The following is a 15,900-nucleotide window of genomic DNA, read 5'->3' on the forward strand; positions in this document are numbered from 1 at the left end:
TGGGCCTTGGTAAAAGGATCTCCCCCATGACGTTTCAGATCGGCATTGGCCCGAATAATCGCAAATCCGCCTATTTCGACGCGACTGTCGCAGATGGTGTGGCTTGTTTCTCGGTCTATAATCACATGTTCATACCAGCGCATTACGGCGACCCCGAGGGCGAATATGACGCGCTGATGAACGGTGTGGCAATGTGGGATGTCGCGGCGCAACGGCAGGTCGAACTGTCCGGGCCGGATGCGGCGCGGCTGATCCAGTATCTGACCACGCGCGATATGTCGAAAACCCGGATCGGGCAGGGGCGCTATGTGCCCATGTGCGACCATCAGGGGCGGCTTGTCAACGACCCCGTGCTGCTCATGCTGGCGCAGGATCAATATTGGCTGTCGATTGCGGACAGTGACATCGCCCTATGGGCCAGCGCCATCGCGGCAGAGCGCGGGTGGGACGTGACCGTGGCTGAGCCCGACGTATCCCCGCTGGCGGTGCAGGGCCCCAAGGCCGAGGCGGTGATCACCGCGTTGTTCGGCGACTGGGTGCGCGATCTCAAGTATTTTGGCTTCAAGCAAACGCAGTTGGGGGATATCCCGCTGGTGCTGGCGCGGTCGGGCTGGTCGAAACAGGGCGGCTTCGAACTGTATCTCCAAGACAGCAGCCGCGGGGCGGAGCTATGGGCAAAGGTAAAGGCCGCAGGCGCGTCCTTTGGCATCCGCCCCGGTGCGCCCAATGACGTTGAACGGATCGAAAGCGGGCTGGTGTCCTATGGTGCGGATGGTCGTCTTCAGACCAACCCCTGCACCCCGTATGACATCGGCCTGGGCAAGCTGGTCGATCTTGAGACCCCCGACGATTTTATCGGCAAAGAGGCGCTGCGCCGCATCGCCGATGAAGGCGCGCAACGGGAAAGGTCAGGCTTTGTCATCGCGGGCGCGCCACTGGCGGGGGCGGCACATTCGATTGCCCTGATTGACGATCAAGGCCAGCCGCGCGGGGTGCTTAGCGATTTCGTCCATTCCAAACGTTTCGAGGCCAATATCGGCGTCGGGATGATCGCATCGGATGCAAAGCAAGCGTCGCTCCACGTGGTCATCGGTGACGAGGCCCGCAAGGTGATTCTGCGCAGCCTGCCATTTGAAAGCTGACCTTAGGCGGTGATCCCGCCGTTATGGCAGGATCACCCGTACGCCGGGAATTTCCTGAATGCGCGCAACGTCTTCGTCGTATACCTCGGTCATCTCTTCGACCAGCTCTTCGGTCCAGCTGGGCATGTCCAGCTCTTCCTCGAGCGCGTCGTCGATCACGTATTTGTCCAGAAACGCCGCGATCACGCGCGGGTGCTCTGCCGTCGTCATCTCGGGGTGGGAGGCCAGATAGGATTTAAACCGTTTCATGCCTTCGGGGCGCATGATCGTTTCCAGCAGGTCGAATTCCCCGTCCAACGGGGCCATCATGGGCAGCCCGGCCATCTCGCGCATGATCTGCCCCCAGATCAGGGGGGCGTCTTCGTTGCACCATACGGTCACGGGAATCTCTGGCGCAGAATCGCGGAGCAGCGCCAGCGTGTCGGACCAGCGCACATCCAGAGGATCCTTGTCGCCCCAGAACTGCGGCGGAGATTTATCGGCCGACACATCATACAGCACCGGCAGCAGGGTCGCAGGATTGCGGATGCCCATGAAAATCTGCAGTTCATCCTCGGGAAAGAGCTGCGCCATGCGCATCATCCGCACAGGCGCGGCGGGATAAAGCATCCCTTCAACCACCGCCGTCGCCGGGGTGCGAAAGAAGTTCGCGTCGGAAAAGATCACCCGATCCGCGTCAGACTCCCCCATGACCGCGTCCAGCAAAACATCCCGCGCCCCATCCGAGGCAGATGTTTTATACATCGCATTCAACGTATCGCGAAACAGACCACGATAGGTCGTGGGGCTCGGCACATGCGTGCCCGCCTGCGCCAAAAGATCGTGGTTCGACTGGAGGCTTTTCAGCAGCCCGTCTTCTTCGGTGTAATGGGCACCTGTGTGCAAAATCAACTGCATGAACGTCTTCTCACCCTTACTGATACCGGCTTTCCAATAGCCTGTCCTGCGACTTGTGTAAAACTGCAAAAAATTGACATTTCCCCTCTTGCACGGCCCGCAGCAATCTCTTAAACGCTCCCTCAGTGCCCCTATAGCTCAGCTGGTAGAGCAACTGATTTGTAATCAGTAGGTCCGCGGTTCGAGTCCGTGTGGGGGCACCACTTAATCATTACATTACAGTACGATACCTGAACTTGGTGTGACACCGCATGCGTCCGTTTGTGGGGTGCTATAGTGCGTGGGGCGTCGGTCTAATGCTTGCTGCGCGGCAGGGGGATGATGTTGGATTTGCGTTTCATCCGGACGAATTCCAATTGTGCCGCTTCTTTGCAGGTAGGACAGATTGAATAGCTTTTTGCGAAGTTATCTGCATCTGGCGGGGTGCGCAGATCGATCCATTTGTCGCCGATCTGGAAGGCGCAGCAGACCGAACATCGCGTGGTATCGTAGTATTCCTCGAAGGCGCTGATCGTAGGGTGAGGGGGGTTGGTGATCGCATGGACAAGCATACTGCCGATGGTCAGGCTATCGTCGGGGGAGGGCCAAATCGTCAGCCGGTACAACCGCCGCACATCCGGCCCGTCACAGCGGTAAAGGATACTGAACAGTTGCTGTTCGATCCGGCAGGCCTGAAACACGCCGAACAGATAGGTACGGGTGTTGGCCCCTTCGACGAAATCCCAAATCTCCCGCCCCAGCACATGGGTGGAGGTCGCCCCCGGCGCGTCATTCTCTATCGCGAAGGCATCCCATTCGGACCCGACGGAGATGATCCGATCTTTGCTGTCAACGACATAGCTGTTTGTCTTGAGGTCCAATGAAAATGCCCTTGGAAAAATTTCAGGTCATAAACAGGATCATCGTTACGCTAGGTCATTATATGCGCGAAACCGGCGCTTGCCCAAATATTTATCTTTAGAATTTAAAGTAACACGCCCCTCTGCGCTTCAAGCCGTCGTCTGGATATCGGTCGCGCCGGTGCAGGGCAGCGTCAGACTGAAGGTGCTGCCAACGCCCAGTTTGCTTTCCAGTGACAGCGATCCGCCGTGCAACTCTGCCAGCTGCTCAGAGATGGCCAGCCCCAGCCCTAAACCGCCGTTTTGCCGTGTCATTGATCCGTCAACCTGCTGGAAACGCTGAAAAACGCGGCTTGCGTCTTCTTCTGCGATGCCGTTTCCGGTGTCGCTGACACTGAATACGATCTTGTCGGTGGAATGCAGCATAGACAGGTTGATCTTGCCCTCACTGGTGAATTTGATGGCATTGGTGATCAGATTGTACAGGATTTGTTTGACGCGGACTTTGTCAGCCACAGCTGCGGCGGGGCCGTCGCCGACGTAGGTGAGGGTCAGTCCCTTGGCCTCTGCAACCGGTAGCAATTCTTGGGTCACCGTGCGGGCGATATCATCTAGCTGGGTCGGGGCCATGTCCAGTTCAAGCTGACCGCGGGATACTTTGGTCCAGTCCAGCAAATCTTCGACCAAACGGATCATATGCTGCGCGGATTCCGCAATGCCCGCCCCCTGTTCCGACATGAAGCGCTGGTACTCTACGGCGGCGGCGGCCGATTGAGGACAGCCTGTGCCATCCGCGGTCAATGCTGTCATCAGACGCTGCGCTTGGGGCATCTTTTCGCTGTGGCGCATGAAAGAGGCGCGGCCAAAGATCACCGTCAGCGGCGTGCGCAGTTCGTGCGATACGTTGTTCAAGAACTCGGTCTTCTCGCGGTCGGCAGCCTCTGCGGCTTCTTGTGCGCGTTTTTCGGCGGTCACATCCGTCCAGATGCCGACGGTATATCCGTGGGGGGTCTTTGCCTCTGTCACCTTGAGCCAATTGTCGTTGCCGATGTCTTGCAAGAACGCCTGACCCGGATTGCGGAAACGTTGCAGCCGCTCGCGTACCCAGGCCTGTTTGCTTTTCGATCCGCTAAGACTTTCGGTGCGGTTGGCCCAGTTGACCACCAGCTCTCCCATTGTGGCACCGGGGACAATCAGATCGGCGATCTGGGGGTGGTAGTCGCGGTACTTTTGGTTCACCACCATCACGCGTTCCCGATCGTCGAAGGCGATGAAGCCCTCGTCGATCGCGTCCACCGCCTCTGCCAGCAGGGCGTGGGCGTTGCTTTGGTTCACCGCCATCTTGCGGAATGCGAGCAGCACGCCAAGCAACAATAAGGCGGAAATGAGGGCGATAGCGACGAGGTTCTGGCTTTGCGGCGAATAGGCGGGCCACCCTGCGGCGGGGCGCACTGCTGCCTCCCATTTGGTGCCGAGAACGCTAAAGGTGGTGACAATCGGCTTGTCTTTCAGCGCGCTTAAACGGTGATCGGGTAGGGCCTCTACCAACCCTGACGCTTTCAGAGGGTGCAGTTCAAAATTGTATTGTTCGGGGTCGGCAAAGTCGTGTTGTGGCGCTTGCAGCAGCCCTTGTTGGTCCATCACAACAGAGATCACGCCCCAGAACTGATCGGTGTTCAATTCGGCGTTTGGCAGGAACACAGGGTAATGCATGATATAGCCGGTCCCGCCTTGCACAAGGTTTACACGGTCGTCCACCACGGGCGAGCGGGTGCGGTAGGCTTGGGCGACGCTGGCCATCTGGGCGGGCAGTTGCCAGTATTTGACGCCGATTGTCTCGCGGTTATCTGTTTGCGGAAAACTGTGTGTAATCGATAAGTTAGGAGCCAAAGCGACGGCGATCACGTCGGGGTTGTGACGTTGCAGGTCGCTGACGGTCCGCGCGATCTGGCGTTCGTTGATCTCGCCCGATACGGCAAGCGTACTTTCGATATTCTTTGCGACCAGCACGGCCTCGAAGAAGCGCAGCTGGATTTGGTCGGCCACCGAATGAAGCGCTTGCTCGACCTCCAGACGCAGGGCCGCGAGGTGATTGTCGCGGTCAAGCTTGACGATAGAATAGGCGATCCCGCCGACGCTTGCGAGCAAGACGATCGTCAGAACGACGAATACCTTTGAGGCAAAATACCCCGTAAACTTGTTGAGCAAAATACCACCCTCTTCCGTCCAGGTAGGACACCGCACGACGTTCTGTCGTTGCTGGTTTGCCTGCCTTTGTCCCCTTTATTGACTGCATCATTGTTTATCGAACGGACAAAATACGGGCGCAATCGAGGCATTTTGTAGACTTTTGCGCAAAGCGGTCATGCCGGTTACTGTCAGGCGTTTTCGGGGCTGATCACGGGGGTGCGATGCTGTCGAAGCGCTAAGGCAAGCCCGTCCTTGGGTGCTGCATCGGTGATCAGATGGCCCAAATGCTCAAGCGGGGTAACCTGCGTCAGGTGACGTTTGCCGAACTTGCTGGCGTCGATCAGGAAATGCGCGGCGCGGCTTTGGTCCAGCATGGCGCGTTTCACCTCGGCAAAGCCTGCGATGGCCTCGCTCACGCCGGTTTCATCCAGCGCGGATGCCCCAAGGAAACACGCGTCGACATTAAAGCCGCGCAGAAAGTCGCAGGTGGCAGTACCGGTCAGCGCGGCCTCTGCATTCATATAGTCGCCGGGGGTCATGATGACCCGCACCCTGTCGGAGGCCCCCAGAATCATCGCGACCTGCAGGCTGTTGGTTAATACCGTCGCCGCCACGCCGGAAAGAGTCAGCGCCCGCGCGAATTCCATCATCGTGGCGCCTGCGTCGATCATCAGCGTTTGCCCGTCTGTCACCCGTTTCGCGGCAAGCTGCGCCATCTGGCGGCGTTCATCCACATGTTCGCGCTGCCGTTCATCCAGCACGCTTTGCGCCCCCGGCGCGCGGGGGGAGGCCCCGCCGTAGGACTTCTGCAACAGCCCCTGCGCGCTGAGCTCGGCAATATCGCGGCGGACGGTTTCGGTGGTCACATCAAAGCTGGCCGCTAGGTCCGACACACGCACATGCGGGGCAAGGCGCAGTTCCAGTAAAATCTGCGCGTGGCGCTCTGCTTTGCGCAAGTTTCGGCGTTCCGTTCCGGTATCCATGCTGCGGTTCCTTTCGGCGGAGGGGCGATGCGTCCGACCGTCAATATTTGGCACTTGCCAAATTATTAGGCGGAAAATGTTGCGAATCGAAAGCTTCAATGCTCGTATCGCGTAATTAATCGTGCAGTACACTCTGCGCGGGTATTCTCGGGGAGGAGAAACAAGATGATCAAACGCAGCTTTATCACGGCGGGCCTGATGGCCGCTTTTGCCATGACTGGCACCACCGCACTGGCCCAAGAATGCGCCGACCGCGGCGCGCTGGACGCGATGTTCTGTGACGCCAACGGCGATCTGGTGGCCGACGCGCCCACGGACGAAAGCATGCTCAAAGACCCGTCGACGCTGGTCTTTGCCTATACACCGGTCGAAGATCCCGCGATCTACGAAGACATCTGGACGCCCTTCATCGACCACCTGTCCGAGGTGACCGGCAAGAAGGTGCAGTTCTTTGCCGTCCAATCCAACTCTGCCGAAGTCGAAGCCATGCGCTCGGGCCGTTTGCATATCGCGGGCTTCTCGACCGGACCCACACCTTTTGCTGTGAACCTTGCAGGCGTTGAACCCTTCGCGATCATGGGCTCCGAAGACGGGCAGTTCGGCTACAAGCTGCAGGTCTACACCCAAGCCGACAGCGATATCAAAGAGATGGCCGACCTTGCTGGCAAACGCGTCGCGCATACATCGCCCACGTCGAACTCCGGCAATCAGGCACCGCGCGCGCTGTTCCCTGATCTGGGCGTCGTGCCGGATCAGGACTACGAAGTGACATACTCGGGCAGCCACGACCAATCCATGCTGGGTGTGGTCGCGGGTGACTATGATGCGGCACCGGTTGCGTCCGAAGTGGTGGACCGCATGGCGGAACGCGGGCTTTATGACCCTGCCGAGGTGCGCATTGTCTGGGAAAGCGATCCGTTCCCCACGACATCTTACGGCGTAGCCCACGACCTGACGCCCGAACTGAAGGACAAGATCAAAGAAGCGTTCTTTAGCTACGATTTCACCGGCACCGCATTGGGCGAAGAGTTTTCGGGCGTGAGCAAATTCGTCCCGATCACCTATAAAGACCAATGGGCCGTCATTCGCCAGATCCAGTCTGCCAATGGTGTTGAATACACGCCACAAGGCCTTGCTGCTGAATGATTTTTCCGTCGAGGCCGATCCCAATGGGTCGGCCTCGCGCATAAGGTATCTTACATGTTGAAAATTACTGACCTCGTCAAACGCTACGGCTCTGGCGATCCGGTCCTCAAGAATCTTGACCTCACCATTGAGGGCGAAAGCGTCGTGTCCATCATCGGGTCTTCTGGTGCGGGCAAAAGCACGTTGCTGCGTTGCATCAACCGTTTGGTTGAACCTACGTCGGGCACAATCGAGCTTAACGGCACCGACCTGACCCGCCTGCGGGGCAAGAACCTGCGTGCCGCACGGCGCAAGATCGGGATGGTGTTCCAAGGGTTCAACCTCGTCGATCGTCTCACCGTGATGGAGAACGTCCAGTCGGGCCGCCTGGGGTATATTTCAACATGGTCCGCCATCACGCGGCGCTATCCCAAGCAAGACATCCGCCGCGCTTACGAGCTGATGGAACGTGTCGGCATCGCCCATTACGCCGACACCCGCGCCGACCAGCTGTCGGGCGGTGAACGTCAGCGTGTCGGCGTGGTCCGCGCCCTGATGCAGGAGCCCGATATCCTGCTGGCGGACGAGCCTACCGCATCGCTTGACCCCAAGACATCGGAACAGATCATGGGCCTGCTGCGCGACCTGTCGCGCGAGCTCAAGCTGCCGGTGCTGATCAACATCCATAATGTGAACGAGGCCAAGGAATACACCGACCGCATCGTCGGCATGCGCTATGGCCGGATCATCTTTGACGACAAACCCGACATGCTGGACCCCGCCGCGATGGAGGCGATCTATGCGGGCAGCCCCCATGCCGACCGCAGCGGCGGGCCGGATGACAAGGCAGCCGCATCATGACCGCGCCGCGCGACACTTGGGTCAAGCCGCCCTTCATCGCCAACCCCGTGCTACGTTGGGCCGTATATTTGGGCGTTATCGCCTATTTCGGCTGGGTCGGGCTGACCATGCCCATCGACTGGGGCCGCGTCGCCGAAGGTATCGGCCGCGCAGGCAAGATCTTTGGCGGGGCCTTTCCCCCGAGCTTTGAACGCAGCGGTCTGCTGATCGACGGGTTTCTCGAAAGCCTCAAGATCGCGGTGCTGGCCACGGCGCTTGGCGTGCTGCTGTCGATCCCCATCGCCTTTATGTCCGCACGCAATGTGGCCCCCAAGCCCGTGTTCTATCTGGGCCGGGCCATCATCATCATCGCGCGCAGCTTCCATCCGGTCATTGTCGCGATCCTCTTCGTCAAGGCCGTTGGCTTCGGGCCGTTCGCCGGTGTGCTGACCCTGACCGTCTATTCCATCGGCTTTGTCGCCAAAATGCTGGCCGAGCGGATCGAGGAGATCGACTTTGGGCAGGTCGAGGCCATGCGCGCCGCCGGTGCGCCGTATTTCTCGACGCTATCTTACGCGATCTTCCCGCAGATCATGCCGCGCCAGATCGGTCTGACCATCTACCAGCTTGATTCCAACCTGCGGGCCTCTGCCGTGGTGGGGATCGTGGGGGCAGGGGGCATCGGTGCGACGCTCGCCAATGCCTTTGGGCGCTATGACTATGACTTTGCCCTTGCCATCACCATGGTCATCGTCGGGGTGATCCTCTTTTCCGAGGCCGTCAGCGGCGTTATCCGAAAGCGTATCCAATGACCTCACTTTCTATGCAATTCGGACGCGACGACTGGTCCCGCTTTACGCTCAAACAACGCATGATGCGCTATGCCATCTTTCTGGGTTGCGGGTTGGCGATCGCCTGGGCGCTCACGTCGATAGAGGTGATCTGGCCTTGGGTCTGGGGCGCACCTGAACAGATCGGCGATCTGTTCAGCCGGATGTATCCGCCGGACCCCAGTAATCTGGAAACCATCCTCAAGGTGCTGTGGGATACGGTGAACATCGCGACATTCGCCACCACTTTTGCGGTCCTGCTGTCGCTGCCCGTCGCTTATATCTCGGCGCAGAATACCACGCCGAACCGCGCGACCTTGTGGCTGGGGCGGTTGATCCTTGTGACATCTCGGTCGGTGAACACGATCATCTGGGCGCTGCTGTTTGTGGCGATCTTCGGGCCGGGGGTGGTGGCCGGTATCGTGGCGATCATGTTCCGCTCTATCGGGTTTATCGGCAAACTGCTGGGCGAGGCGATAGAGGAGATCGACACACGCCCTGTCGAAGCGCTTGAGGCCACGGGCGCGTCGCGCTTTAAGGTCATCGTCTATGCGATCGTGCCGCAGGTCATGCCGACTTTCTGGGCCGTTGCCATTCTGCGGTGGGATATCAACCTGCGCGAATCCACCGTGCTGGGGCTGGTGGGCGCTGGCGGCATCGGGATCATCCTGCAAGGTGCCATCGACACGTTCAACTGGCCCGAGGTCGCGACCATCCTGCTGGCGATCATCGCGCTGGTGGTGGTGGGGGAAGTCATCTCTGCCTATCTGCGCCGCCGTATCCTGTGACCCAGAACATCGGCGTCGACCCGCAAAGCGCCTTTGCGCGGTATCTACAAATTGCCGACCGTCTGCCGCGCACTGCTGCGGGCGGTCTGGCGGAAACCGGCGTGTTCACCGACATCGCTTTGCGCTTCGATCTGATCCTGTTTGACGCCTACGGCGTGCTGAACGTCGGCGAAACCGCGATCCCCGGTGCGACCGATACCATCGCGGCGCTGCGGGCGGCGGGCAAGGCGGTTGGCGTGGTGTCAAACTCCGCCGCCTATCCCAAGGCGCATATGATGGCCCGCTATGCCCGTCTGGGGTTTGATTTCACCGCATGCGAGGTTACCACCAGCCGCGAGGCACTGACCGCGCATATAGCGGGGCTGCCGCCGTGCCGATGGGGCGTGATGATCAACCCCGCCGTCGATCTGGGGGAGCTGGCGACGCTGAACACGACTGTGCTGGGGGATGACGTCGAAAGCTACGGTGCGCAGGACGGGTTCCTGCTGGTGGGCGCAGACGGCTGGACCGACCGTCGGCAGACATTGCTGGAGGCGTCGCTGAAACGCGCGCCCCGACCGGTGCTGGTGGGTAACCCCGATCTGGTGGCACCGCGCGAAACGGGCCTCTCGCGGGAACCGGGCTGGTTTGCGCACCGGCTGGCCGATCGCACCGGTGTGATGCCTGTGTTTCTGGGCAAGCCGTTCGGGCAGGTCTTTGACATCGCCCTCGGCCGGTTCAATCGCGCCCTGCGTCCCGAACGGGTGCTGATGGTCGGCGATACGCTGCATACCGATATTCTGGGCGGCGCGCAGGCGGGTTTTGCCACGGCGCTGGTCACGGGCTATGGCGCGCTCACGGGGTTGGATGTACCGGATGCCATCGCGCAGGCTGGTCTGTCGCCCGATTTCATCGTCCCCAACATCTGACGCCCGCGCCCCTGCGCATCGGCGGATCATGACCCTTTGCGCGATATCACGGTTTATTTTGTGGCCCCCACAGGCTACCACCGGACCCGAGGCTATCAGAACAAGGGCAAGAAAAATGCGCAAAGCAGTGACCGCCGCCATATCGGCATTCGTGATCGCGACCACCTTGGGGGCCACCCCCGCAACCGCAGGATCGCTCGGCCGTTTCGAGGTAACGGGCGTGGGTGAGGATGACATGCTCAAGATGCGGGCAGGGCCGGGGACGGGGTTCATCGTGCTGCTTGGCCTGCCCAACGGCACCATTTTGCAGGTGCATGACTGTCAGCAAACCGGCGGCACGCGCTGGTGCGACGTCTCGCTTGATCAGGCCCGCCGCGTGCGCGGTCACGTGTCCTGGGCCTATCTGCGCAAGCTTCGGTAATACGGGCGGCGCAGGGGCTACCGTTGCGGTTTGTCGCCGGCGCGTGCATTCCTGAATAGTTGATGTTTAAAGTCAGGATTGCGCCTTGCCGTGATCTTTGCTAGGCACGGCGCAATCGCGCTGTGCCAAAAGGGCTGTTTGCCCGCTGCGCCGCGCCAGAGCCATAGGTGCCCACAGCGCCTTAGCCAAAAATCTCATCGTTTCATCCCACGGTCAGGAGGTCCCATGTCCCGTTTCCGTACCGCTATTCTGTCGCTGCCCCTTGTGATCGCAGCCCCGCTGGTCGCCGCGCAAGAGACCGATATCAAGGATCAAATCTCGGTCGAGCTGAACGCGGCAGAGACCACCGAAGATGCGTGCAAGCTGACCTTCATGATCACCAACGGGCTAGAGACGTCTGTCGACAAGATCATCTACGAGGCGGTGCTGTTTGACACCGAAGGGCAGGTGGACCGGCTGACGCTGTTTGATTTCGGCACCCTGCCACCGGCCCGCCCGCGCGTGCGCCAGTTCGTCGTGCCGCAAACCACTTGCGAAGGCCTGGGCCGCATCCTGTTCAACGGGGCCAACGCCTGCGAGACCGGCGGCAACGCCAGCGGCGTCTGTGACACCGGCCTGCTGCCCTCATCGCGCACGTCGATCGAGGTTCTGGGCTGATGGATATGTTCTCTGCACTGATCGCGTCGTTTCGCCAGATCGCTGAAACCGGCGGACCGGTTGTTGTTGTCCTGATGGGCGTCGCCGTGCTGACGCTGGCGGTGGCGATTTATAAGGTCTGGCAGTTTTGGCGCTCTGCCGTGGGGCGGCACAAGGCGCTGAGCGAAGCGGTGGAGGCATGGGACCGTGGCGACAAACCCGCCGCCCGCGAGGCTTTGGGCCGGTCGAAAAGCTACCTCGCCCCCGTGATCAAGATGGCGATGGTGTCGAACGGCAGGGGCAGCGGCGCAGGCGTAGAGCGTTTGCAAGCCGAGGCAGAGACGCGTTTTGCCAAGCTCGAAACCGGTTTCCGCCTTCTCGATTCCGTGGCGCAGCTCGCCCCTTTGTTGGGCTTGTTCGGTACGGTTCTGGGCATGATCGAGGCTTTCCGGTCGCTGCAAGCCGCCGGATCGCAGGTCGATCCGTCGATCCTTGCGGGGGGTATCTGGGTGGCGCTGCTGACCACGGCTGTTGGTCTGGTCGTGGCGATGCCCACGGCACTGATCCTCAGCTGGCTCGAACAGCGGATGGAGGCGGAGCGGGTGATCGCGGATAAGGCGATCCTCACGGTGCTGAATCCGTCCAACGACGTGCCAGCCCCTGCCGCAGCCACGCCAGCGCCGACGCCCGAAATGGTCGCCGCACATGGCTAGGCCGCGCACGCGCAGACGGCGGCTGTCGATGACCTCTCTGATTGATGTCATCTTTCTGCTGCTGCTGTTCTTTATGCTGACCTCGACCTTCTCGAAGTTCTCCGAGGTGCCGCTGGCCGCTGCCGGTTCGGGCGCGGTCGCGCAGGCCAGCGATGCCAAGCCGGTGTTCTTGCAGCTTGGCCCCGATACCCTGCGTCTGAATGGCGACGAAATCGCATTGGACGCGCTGGCCGGATCATCCTTGGCCGAGGCCGAGAAGGGCACCGTGCTGCTCGTCTCGCTCGGGGCGGATGTGGACGCGCAGCGGTTGACGGATGTGCTGGTCAAACTGCGCGAGATGCCTGCCTTGCAGGTGTCGGTATTGGGGGGCTGACAGATGCGCCGATTTGCCAAATCCAAACCGCAGCGTGAGCCGACCATCGCGTTGATCAATATCGTCTTTCTGATGCTCGTCTTTTTCATGGTCGCGGGCACCCTGGCGCAGCCGCTGGACCCCGATCTGAAACTGGTCGAGACCCGCGCGCTTGAGGGGCAGGCCCCGCCGGACGCTTTGGTGATCTACCCTGACGGGCGGTTGACCTATCAAGGCGCGGAGCACGTGGATGCCGCGTCCTATGTCGCCAGCCTGTCTGACGAAGGCCGCGAGATCATACGCCTTGTGCCTGATCGTGCTTTGCCCGCCGAGACGCTGGTCACGCTGACCCGCGACTTGCGCGCGGCGGGGGCGCAAAAGGTGATGCTCGTCACGCAAAGGGCACTGCAATGATATCGCATTCTCCTACAGCGAAAGTGGTCTCTTTAGCCTTGGCGGTCGGGATCGTCGCGGGGGCGGTCACCATCGGGCTGCCGCAAGATGAGATCGCGATCGAAGGGGGCGGTGCGCCGGTCGAGGCGATGATGGGCAGCAGTTTCGAGGATATGGCCGTGGGCACGCTCACGCCGGAACCGGCAGAACCGGCAGAGACGCCCGTGGCCGAGGCCCCCACCGCCGCAGAACCCCTGCGCCCCACCACAGCAGAACAAACCCCGCCCGAGCAGGCCGAGCCGGTCACCCCGCCGGAGCAGGCGCAGCCCGTGACCCCGCCCGATGTGGCAGCGGTGACGCCTGCAGCCCCCGCAGCACCCGCCGCTTTGGTGCCCGCGCCGCTGGCCGTGCCCCCATCCGAGAGCGCGCAAGTCGCACCGCCGCCTGAAACCCTGCAGGCGCAAGACCCCGACAGCGACGCCCCCGTCCTGTCGCGCCGCCCCATGCGCAAGAACCCTGAAACCGCTACCAAGATCGCCCAGGCCCGCGCCAAGCAAGAGCAGGCGGAGCGTGAACGCCGTCAGGCAGAGCAGCAAGCCGCCAAGAAGAAAGCAACGCAGCAAGCCGCCGCACGTGGCAATGCGCAGCGCAATGCGACCAAAGGGTCTTCGTCGGGTCAAAGCGCATCGGCCAAATCCACGAGCACCGGCAAACGCCAAGCCGCGGCATCGGCGCAAGGCAATGCCGCCGCCAGCAACTACCCCGGTCAGGTCATGCGTCGCATCTCGCGGGCGGGCAAGCCGCGGGTCCGGACCACCGGCACCGCGACGATCGCTTTTTCCATCGCCAGCAATGGCGGCTTGGCTTCTGTATCCGTGGCGCGTGGGTCCGGCTCTGCCGCGCTGGACCGGGCGGCGGTATCGGTGATCCGCAAGGCCGCCCCTTTCCCGCGTCCCCCTGCTGGCGCGCGGCGACAGTATTCCATCAAGATCAAAGGGCAATAGGCGGGGCGTTCAGCCCCGTACGCCTTGCTTGAAGTGCAGCCGCCGCGGCGGCATCAGCCCTTATATACTGGCCATTTAAGCCGGATTGACGCCCTGCAAGCTGTTGTTTCCCATGGTAAAAAAGACCGGTAATTTTTCTTGGTTACCACTAGTATAACGTAAACACGCCTCAAATCTGCCGTTTTCTCCGCCGATTAACTGTCCGGTAATCAACAGGTAGAGTACGCCGACATGTTCAAAGTTGCCCATACAATCCATCATGATCACGACATTGGATTAGTTCTTCTGGCAGGGCTGCTTTGCGCCTTTGGTGCTTGGGTGGTATCACGTTTATACCAGCACGCCTTGGGGCGGCCACGCAGCCAGGCGCTGATCTGGTATTTGCTGGCCGCGATCACTGCTGGTGTTGCAGTCTGGTGTACGCATTTCATCGCAATCCTCGCGTATCAGCCTTCGGCTCCGGTGACGTTCAACCTGCAACTGACCTTTGTATCGCTGTTGATTGCGATTGCAGGGTCAACCATCGGCATCATGGTGGCGGGCATGTTCCGGTCGCTCGCGAGCACGATCATCGGCGGTACGATCTTTGGCGTGGCGGTCACGGCGATGCACTACATCGGCATGATCGCTTACCGCGTTGAAGGCGTGGTCTCCTGGGACCGTGGGTATGTCATCGGCTCTTTTGTTCTCGCGGTGATATTGTCAACAATCGCGCTTTATCTCGGCGGGCGCACCTCGCGGTGGAGCGGGCTGCAAATGACCGGCGCGCTGACGCTGGCCGTTGTCGGGTTGCACTTTATCGGCATGGCCGCATTCAGCGTGGACTGCATTGGGTTGAAACCCGGCTATACCAACCCCGAAGAATACAAGCTGCTGGCACTGGTGATCGCAGGCACGGCGACGACAATCACCCTTGGCGGTCTGTTCACCTATTTCATCGAAAACCGGACCCGTATGGAAAGCATCGAAGAGCTGCGCAAAGCCCGCGACGCTGCCGAAGGGGCGAGCCGCGCGAAATCCGAATTCATGAGCGTTCTCAGCCACGAACTGCGCACGCCGCTGACCATCGTGATCGGCTATGCGGGCTTCCTGACTAAGCTCAAGACCACGACGACGGCCAAACTGTCGCCGGGTGAGCCGATCACCGAAAAACACTATAACATCATCGGCGATCAGGCAGAGCTTTACGGCCAGCGCGTCAAATTCGCGGGCAACCACCTGCTGACGATCATCAACGATATTCTCGACTATACCAGCATCGAGCTGAACGACATTAAACTGGCCAAGACCACATTTCCCACACGGGCGCTGCTGGCGCAGGTCGAGGACCAGTTTCAGGGCATGGCGCAGGGCAAGGACGTGACCCTGCATATCCCCGCCGGCAGCCTTGATGTGACCGCCGACCGTGGGCGCTGCTTGCAGATCCTGATCAATCTGGTGGGCAATGCGCTCAAGTTTTCCAAGGGCAAGGATATCTTCCTGCGGGCCGAAGTGGACGGCGGCGGCTTCCGCTTCGAGGTCGAAGACAATGGTGTCGGGATGGAACAGAAAGATCTGGAATCGATCTTCCAGGCCTTCACCCAGATCGAAAGCGCCGACAACCGCTCTGAAGGCGGGACGGGGCTCGGGCTGGCGATCTGCAAGAAGCTGGCGTTGGCGCATGGGGGCGATATCTCGGTCTCCAGCACGGTGGGCAAGGGCACTAAGTTCTCGGTCTTCTTCCCGCATAGTCTGGTGAGCACCGGGCGCCCGTCGCAGTCCCTTGCGGCAGCCGCCTGATCGAAGCAGGGACACACCCCGAAACACCAAGGGCCGCAGCGTGATGCTGCGGCCCTTGGT

General features: G+C 60.8%; 19 protein-coding genes and 1 tRNA gene. 14 read left to right on the plus strand and 6 right to left on the minus strand.

Annotated features, from left to right (window positions below; all coding sequences use genetic code 11):
* Positions 1 to 26: 26 nt before the first annotated feature.
* Positions 27 to 1,142, plus strand: a complete 1,116-nt coding sequence (locus tag GLP43_RS08150; RefSeq protein WP_237278917.1) for a glycine cleavage system protein T — start codon at positions 27 to 29, stop codon at positions 1,140 to 1,142.
* A 21-nt stretch (positions 1,143 to 1,163) separates the two neighbouring features.
* On the opposite strand, the gene GLP43_RS08155 is transcribed toward GLP43_RS08150, so the two are convergent.
* On the minus strand, positions 1,164 to 2,039 hold the full coding sequence (locus GLP43_RS08155) for a hypothetical protein (RefSeq protein WP_237278918.1): 876 nt from the start codon (positions 2,037 to 2,039) through the stop codon (positions 1,164 to 1,166).
* A 127-nt stretch (positions 2,040 to 2,166) separates the two neighbouring features.
* Here GLP43_RS08155 and GLP43_RS08160 point away from each other — a divergent pair.
* Positions 2,167 to 2,242: transfer RNA gene (locus GLP43_RS08160), tRNA-Thr, on the plus strand.
* A 90-nt stretch (positions 2,243 to 2,332) separates the two neighbouring features.
* Here GLP43_RS08160 and GLP43_RS08165 read toward each other — a convergent pair.
* The 3 genes from GLP43_RS08165 to GLP43_RS08175 form a co-directional block, all read right to left on the minus strand.
* Positions 2,333 to 2,899: a hypothetical protein gene (locus GLP43_RS08165; RefSeq protein WP_237278919.1), complete on the minus strand. Its 567-nt coding sequence runs from the start codon at positions 2,897 to 2,899 to the stop codon at positions 2,333 to 2,335.
* 129 nt (positions 2,900 to 3,028) lie between these two features.
* Positions 3,029 to 5,086, minus strand: a complete 2,058-nt coding sequence (locus tag GLP43_RS08170; protein ID WP_237278920.1) for an ATP-binding protein — start codon at positions 5,084 to 5,086, stop codon at positions 3,029 to 3,031.
* A 170-nt stretch (positions 5,087 to 5,256) separates the two neighbouring features.
* Positions 5,257 to 6,051: a DeoR/GlpR family DNA-binding transcription regulator gene (locus GLP43_RS08175; RefSeq protein WP_237278921.1), complete on the minus strand. Its 795-nt coding sequence runs from the start codon at positions 6,049 to 6,051 to the stop codon at positions 5,257 to 5,259.
* Positions 6,052 to 6,216: 165 nt separating this feature from the next.
* Here GLP43_RS08175 and phnD point away from each other — a divergent pair, with 165 nt between their 5' ends.
* From phnD to GLP43_RS08205, 6 genes are all read left to right on the plus strand, one after another.
* Positions 6,217 to 7,197, plus strand: a complete 981-nt coding sequence (phnD, locus tag GLP43_RS08180; protein ID WP_237278922.1) for a phosphate/phosphite/phosphonate ABC transporter substrate-binding protein — start codon at positions 6,217 to 6,219, stop codon at positions 7,195 to 7,197.
* 54 nt (positions 7,198 to 7,251) lie between these two features.
* Positions 7,252 to 8,037 (plus strand): phosphonate ABC transporter ATP-binding protein, encoded by a 786-nt coding sequence (gene phnC / locus GLP43_RS08185; RefSeq protein WP_005852760.1) that lies wholly within the window; start codon positions 7,252 to 7,254, stop codon positions 8,035 to 8,037.
* On the plus strand, positions 8,034 to 8,828 hold the full coding sequence (gene phnE, locus GLP43_RS08190) for a phosphonate ABC transporter, permease protein PhnE (RefSeq protein ID WP_237278923.1): 795 nt from the start codon (positions 8,034 to 8,036) through the stop codon (positions 8,826 to 8,828). Before phnC ends, phnE (GLP43_RS08190) begins: the two co-directional genes overlap by 4 nt.
* Positions 8,825 to 9,634 (plus strand): phosphonate ABC transporter, permease protein PhnE, encoded by an 810-nt coding sequence (gene phnE / locus GLP43_RS08195; protein WP_237278924.1) that lies wholly within the window; start codon positions 8,825 to 8,827, stop codon positions 9,632 to 9,634. Before phnE (GLP43_RS08190) ends, phnE (GLP43_RS08195) begins: the two co-directional genes overlap by 4 nt.
* Entirely contained in the window at positions 9,631 to 10,542 is a 912-nt protein-coding gene (locus GLP43_RS08200) for an HAD-IIA family hydrolase (RefSeq protein ID WP_237278925.1), read from the plus strand. Before phnE (GLP43_RS08195) ends, GLP43_RS08200 begins: the two co-directional genes overlap by 4 nt.
* Positions 10,543 to 10,657: 115 nt before the next feature.
* Positions 10,658 to 10,963, plus strand: coding sequence for an SH3 domain-containing protein (locus GLP43_RS08205; protein WP_237278926.1), 306 nt, complete (start codon positions 10,658 to 10,660; stop codon positions 10,961 to 10,963).
* Between the two features lie 72 nt (positions 10,964 to 11,035).
* Here the strand turns inward: GLP43_RS08205 and GLP43_RS16325 are convergent, their stop codons facing one another.
* Complete coding sequence (locus GLP43_RS16325; protein ID WP_272903184.1) at positions 11,036 to 11,161, minus strand: hypothetical protein; 126 nt, start codon at positions 11,159 to 11,161, stop codon at positions 11,036 to 11,038.
* 27 nt (positions 11,162 to 11,188) lie between these two features.
* On the opposite strand from GLP43_RS16325, the gene GLP43_RS08210 reads away from it, so the two are divergent.
* From GLP43_RS08210 to GLP43_RS08230, 5 genes are read left to right on the plus strand one after another with little or no spacing between them, the layout of a single operon-like run.
* Positions 11,189 to 11,620, plus strand: a complete 432-nt coding sequence (locus GLP43_RS08210) for a hypothetical protein (protein WP_237278927.1) — start codon at positions 11,189 to 11,191, stop codon at positions 11,618 to 11,620.
* A complete protein-coding gene (locus tag GLP43_RS08215) occupies positions 11,620 to 12,312 on the plus strand; it encodes a MotA/TolQ/ExbB proton channel family protein (RefSeq protein WP_237278928.1) in 693 nt (230 codons plus the stop codon). Before GLP43_RS08210 ends, GLP43_RS08215 begins: the two co-directional genes overlap by 1 nt.
* A 28-nt stretch (positions 12,313 to 12,340) precedes the next feature.
* Positions 12,341 to 12,685, plus strand: a complete 345-nt coding sequence (locus GLP43_RS08220) for an ExbD/TolR family protein (RefSeq protein WP_009826705.1) — start codon at positions 12,341 to 12,343, stop codon at positions 12,683 to 12,685.
* A gap of 3 nt (positions 12,686 to 12,688) precedes the next feature.
* Complete coding sequence (locus GLP43_RS08225) at positions 12,689 to 13,078, plus strand: ExbD/TolR family protein (RefSeq protein WP_237278929.1); 390 nt, start codon at positions 12,689 to 12,691, stop codon at positions 13,076 to 13,078.
* A complete protein-coding gene (locus tag GLP43_RS08230; protein ID WP_237278930.1) occupies positions 13,075 to 14,061 on the plus strand; it encodes an energy transducer TonB in 987 nt (328 codons plus the stop codon). Before GLP43_RS08225 ends, GLP43_RS08230 begins: the two co-directional genes overlap by 4 nt.
* A gap of 75 nt (positions 14,062 to 14,136) precedes the next feature.
* Here GLP43_RS08230 and GLP43_RS08235 read toward each other — a convergent pair whose 3' ends face one another.
* The gene (locus GLP43_RS08235) at positions 14,137 to 14,310 is read right to left on the minus strand and encodes a hypothetical protein (RefSeq protein WP_237278931.1); all 174 of its coding nucleotides are present in this window, start codon (positions 14,308 to 14,310) and stop codon (positions 14,137 to 14,139) included.
* Positions 14,311 to 14,379: 69 nt separating this feature from the next.
* On the opposite strand from GLP43_RS08235, the gene GLP43_RS08240 reads away from it, so the two are divergent.
* Complete coding sequence (locus tag GLP43_RS08240; RefSeq protein WP_237278932.1) at positions 14,380 to 15,840, plus strand: MHYT domain-containing protein; 1,461 nt, start codon at positions 14,380 to 14,382, stop codon at positions 15,838 to 15,840.
* Positions 15,841 to 15,900 lie beyond the last annotated feature (60 nt).

This window comes from Sulfitobacter sp. M39 (assembly GCF_021735935.1).
Classification (GTDB): domain Bacteria; phylum Pseudomonadota; class Alphaproteobacteria; order Rhodobacterales; family Rhodobacteraceae; genus Sulfitobacter.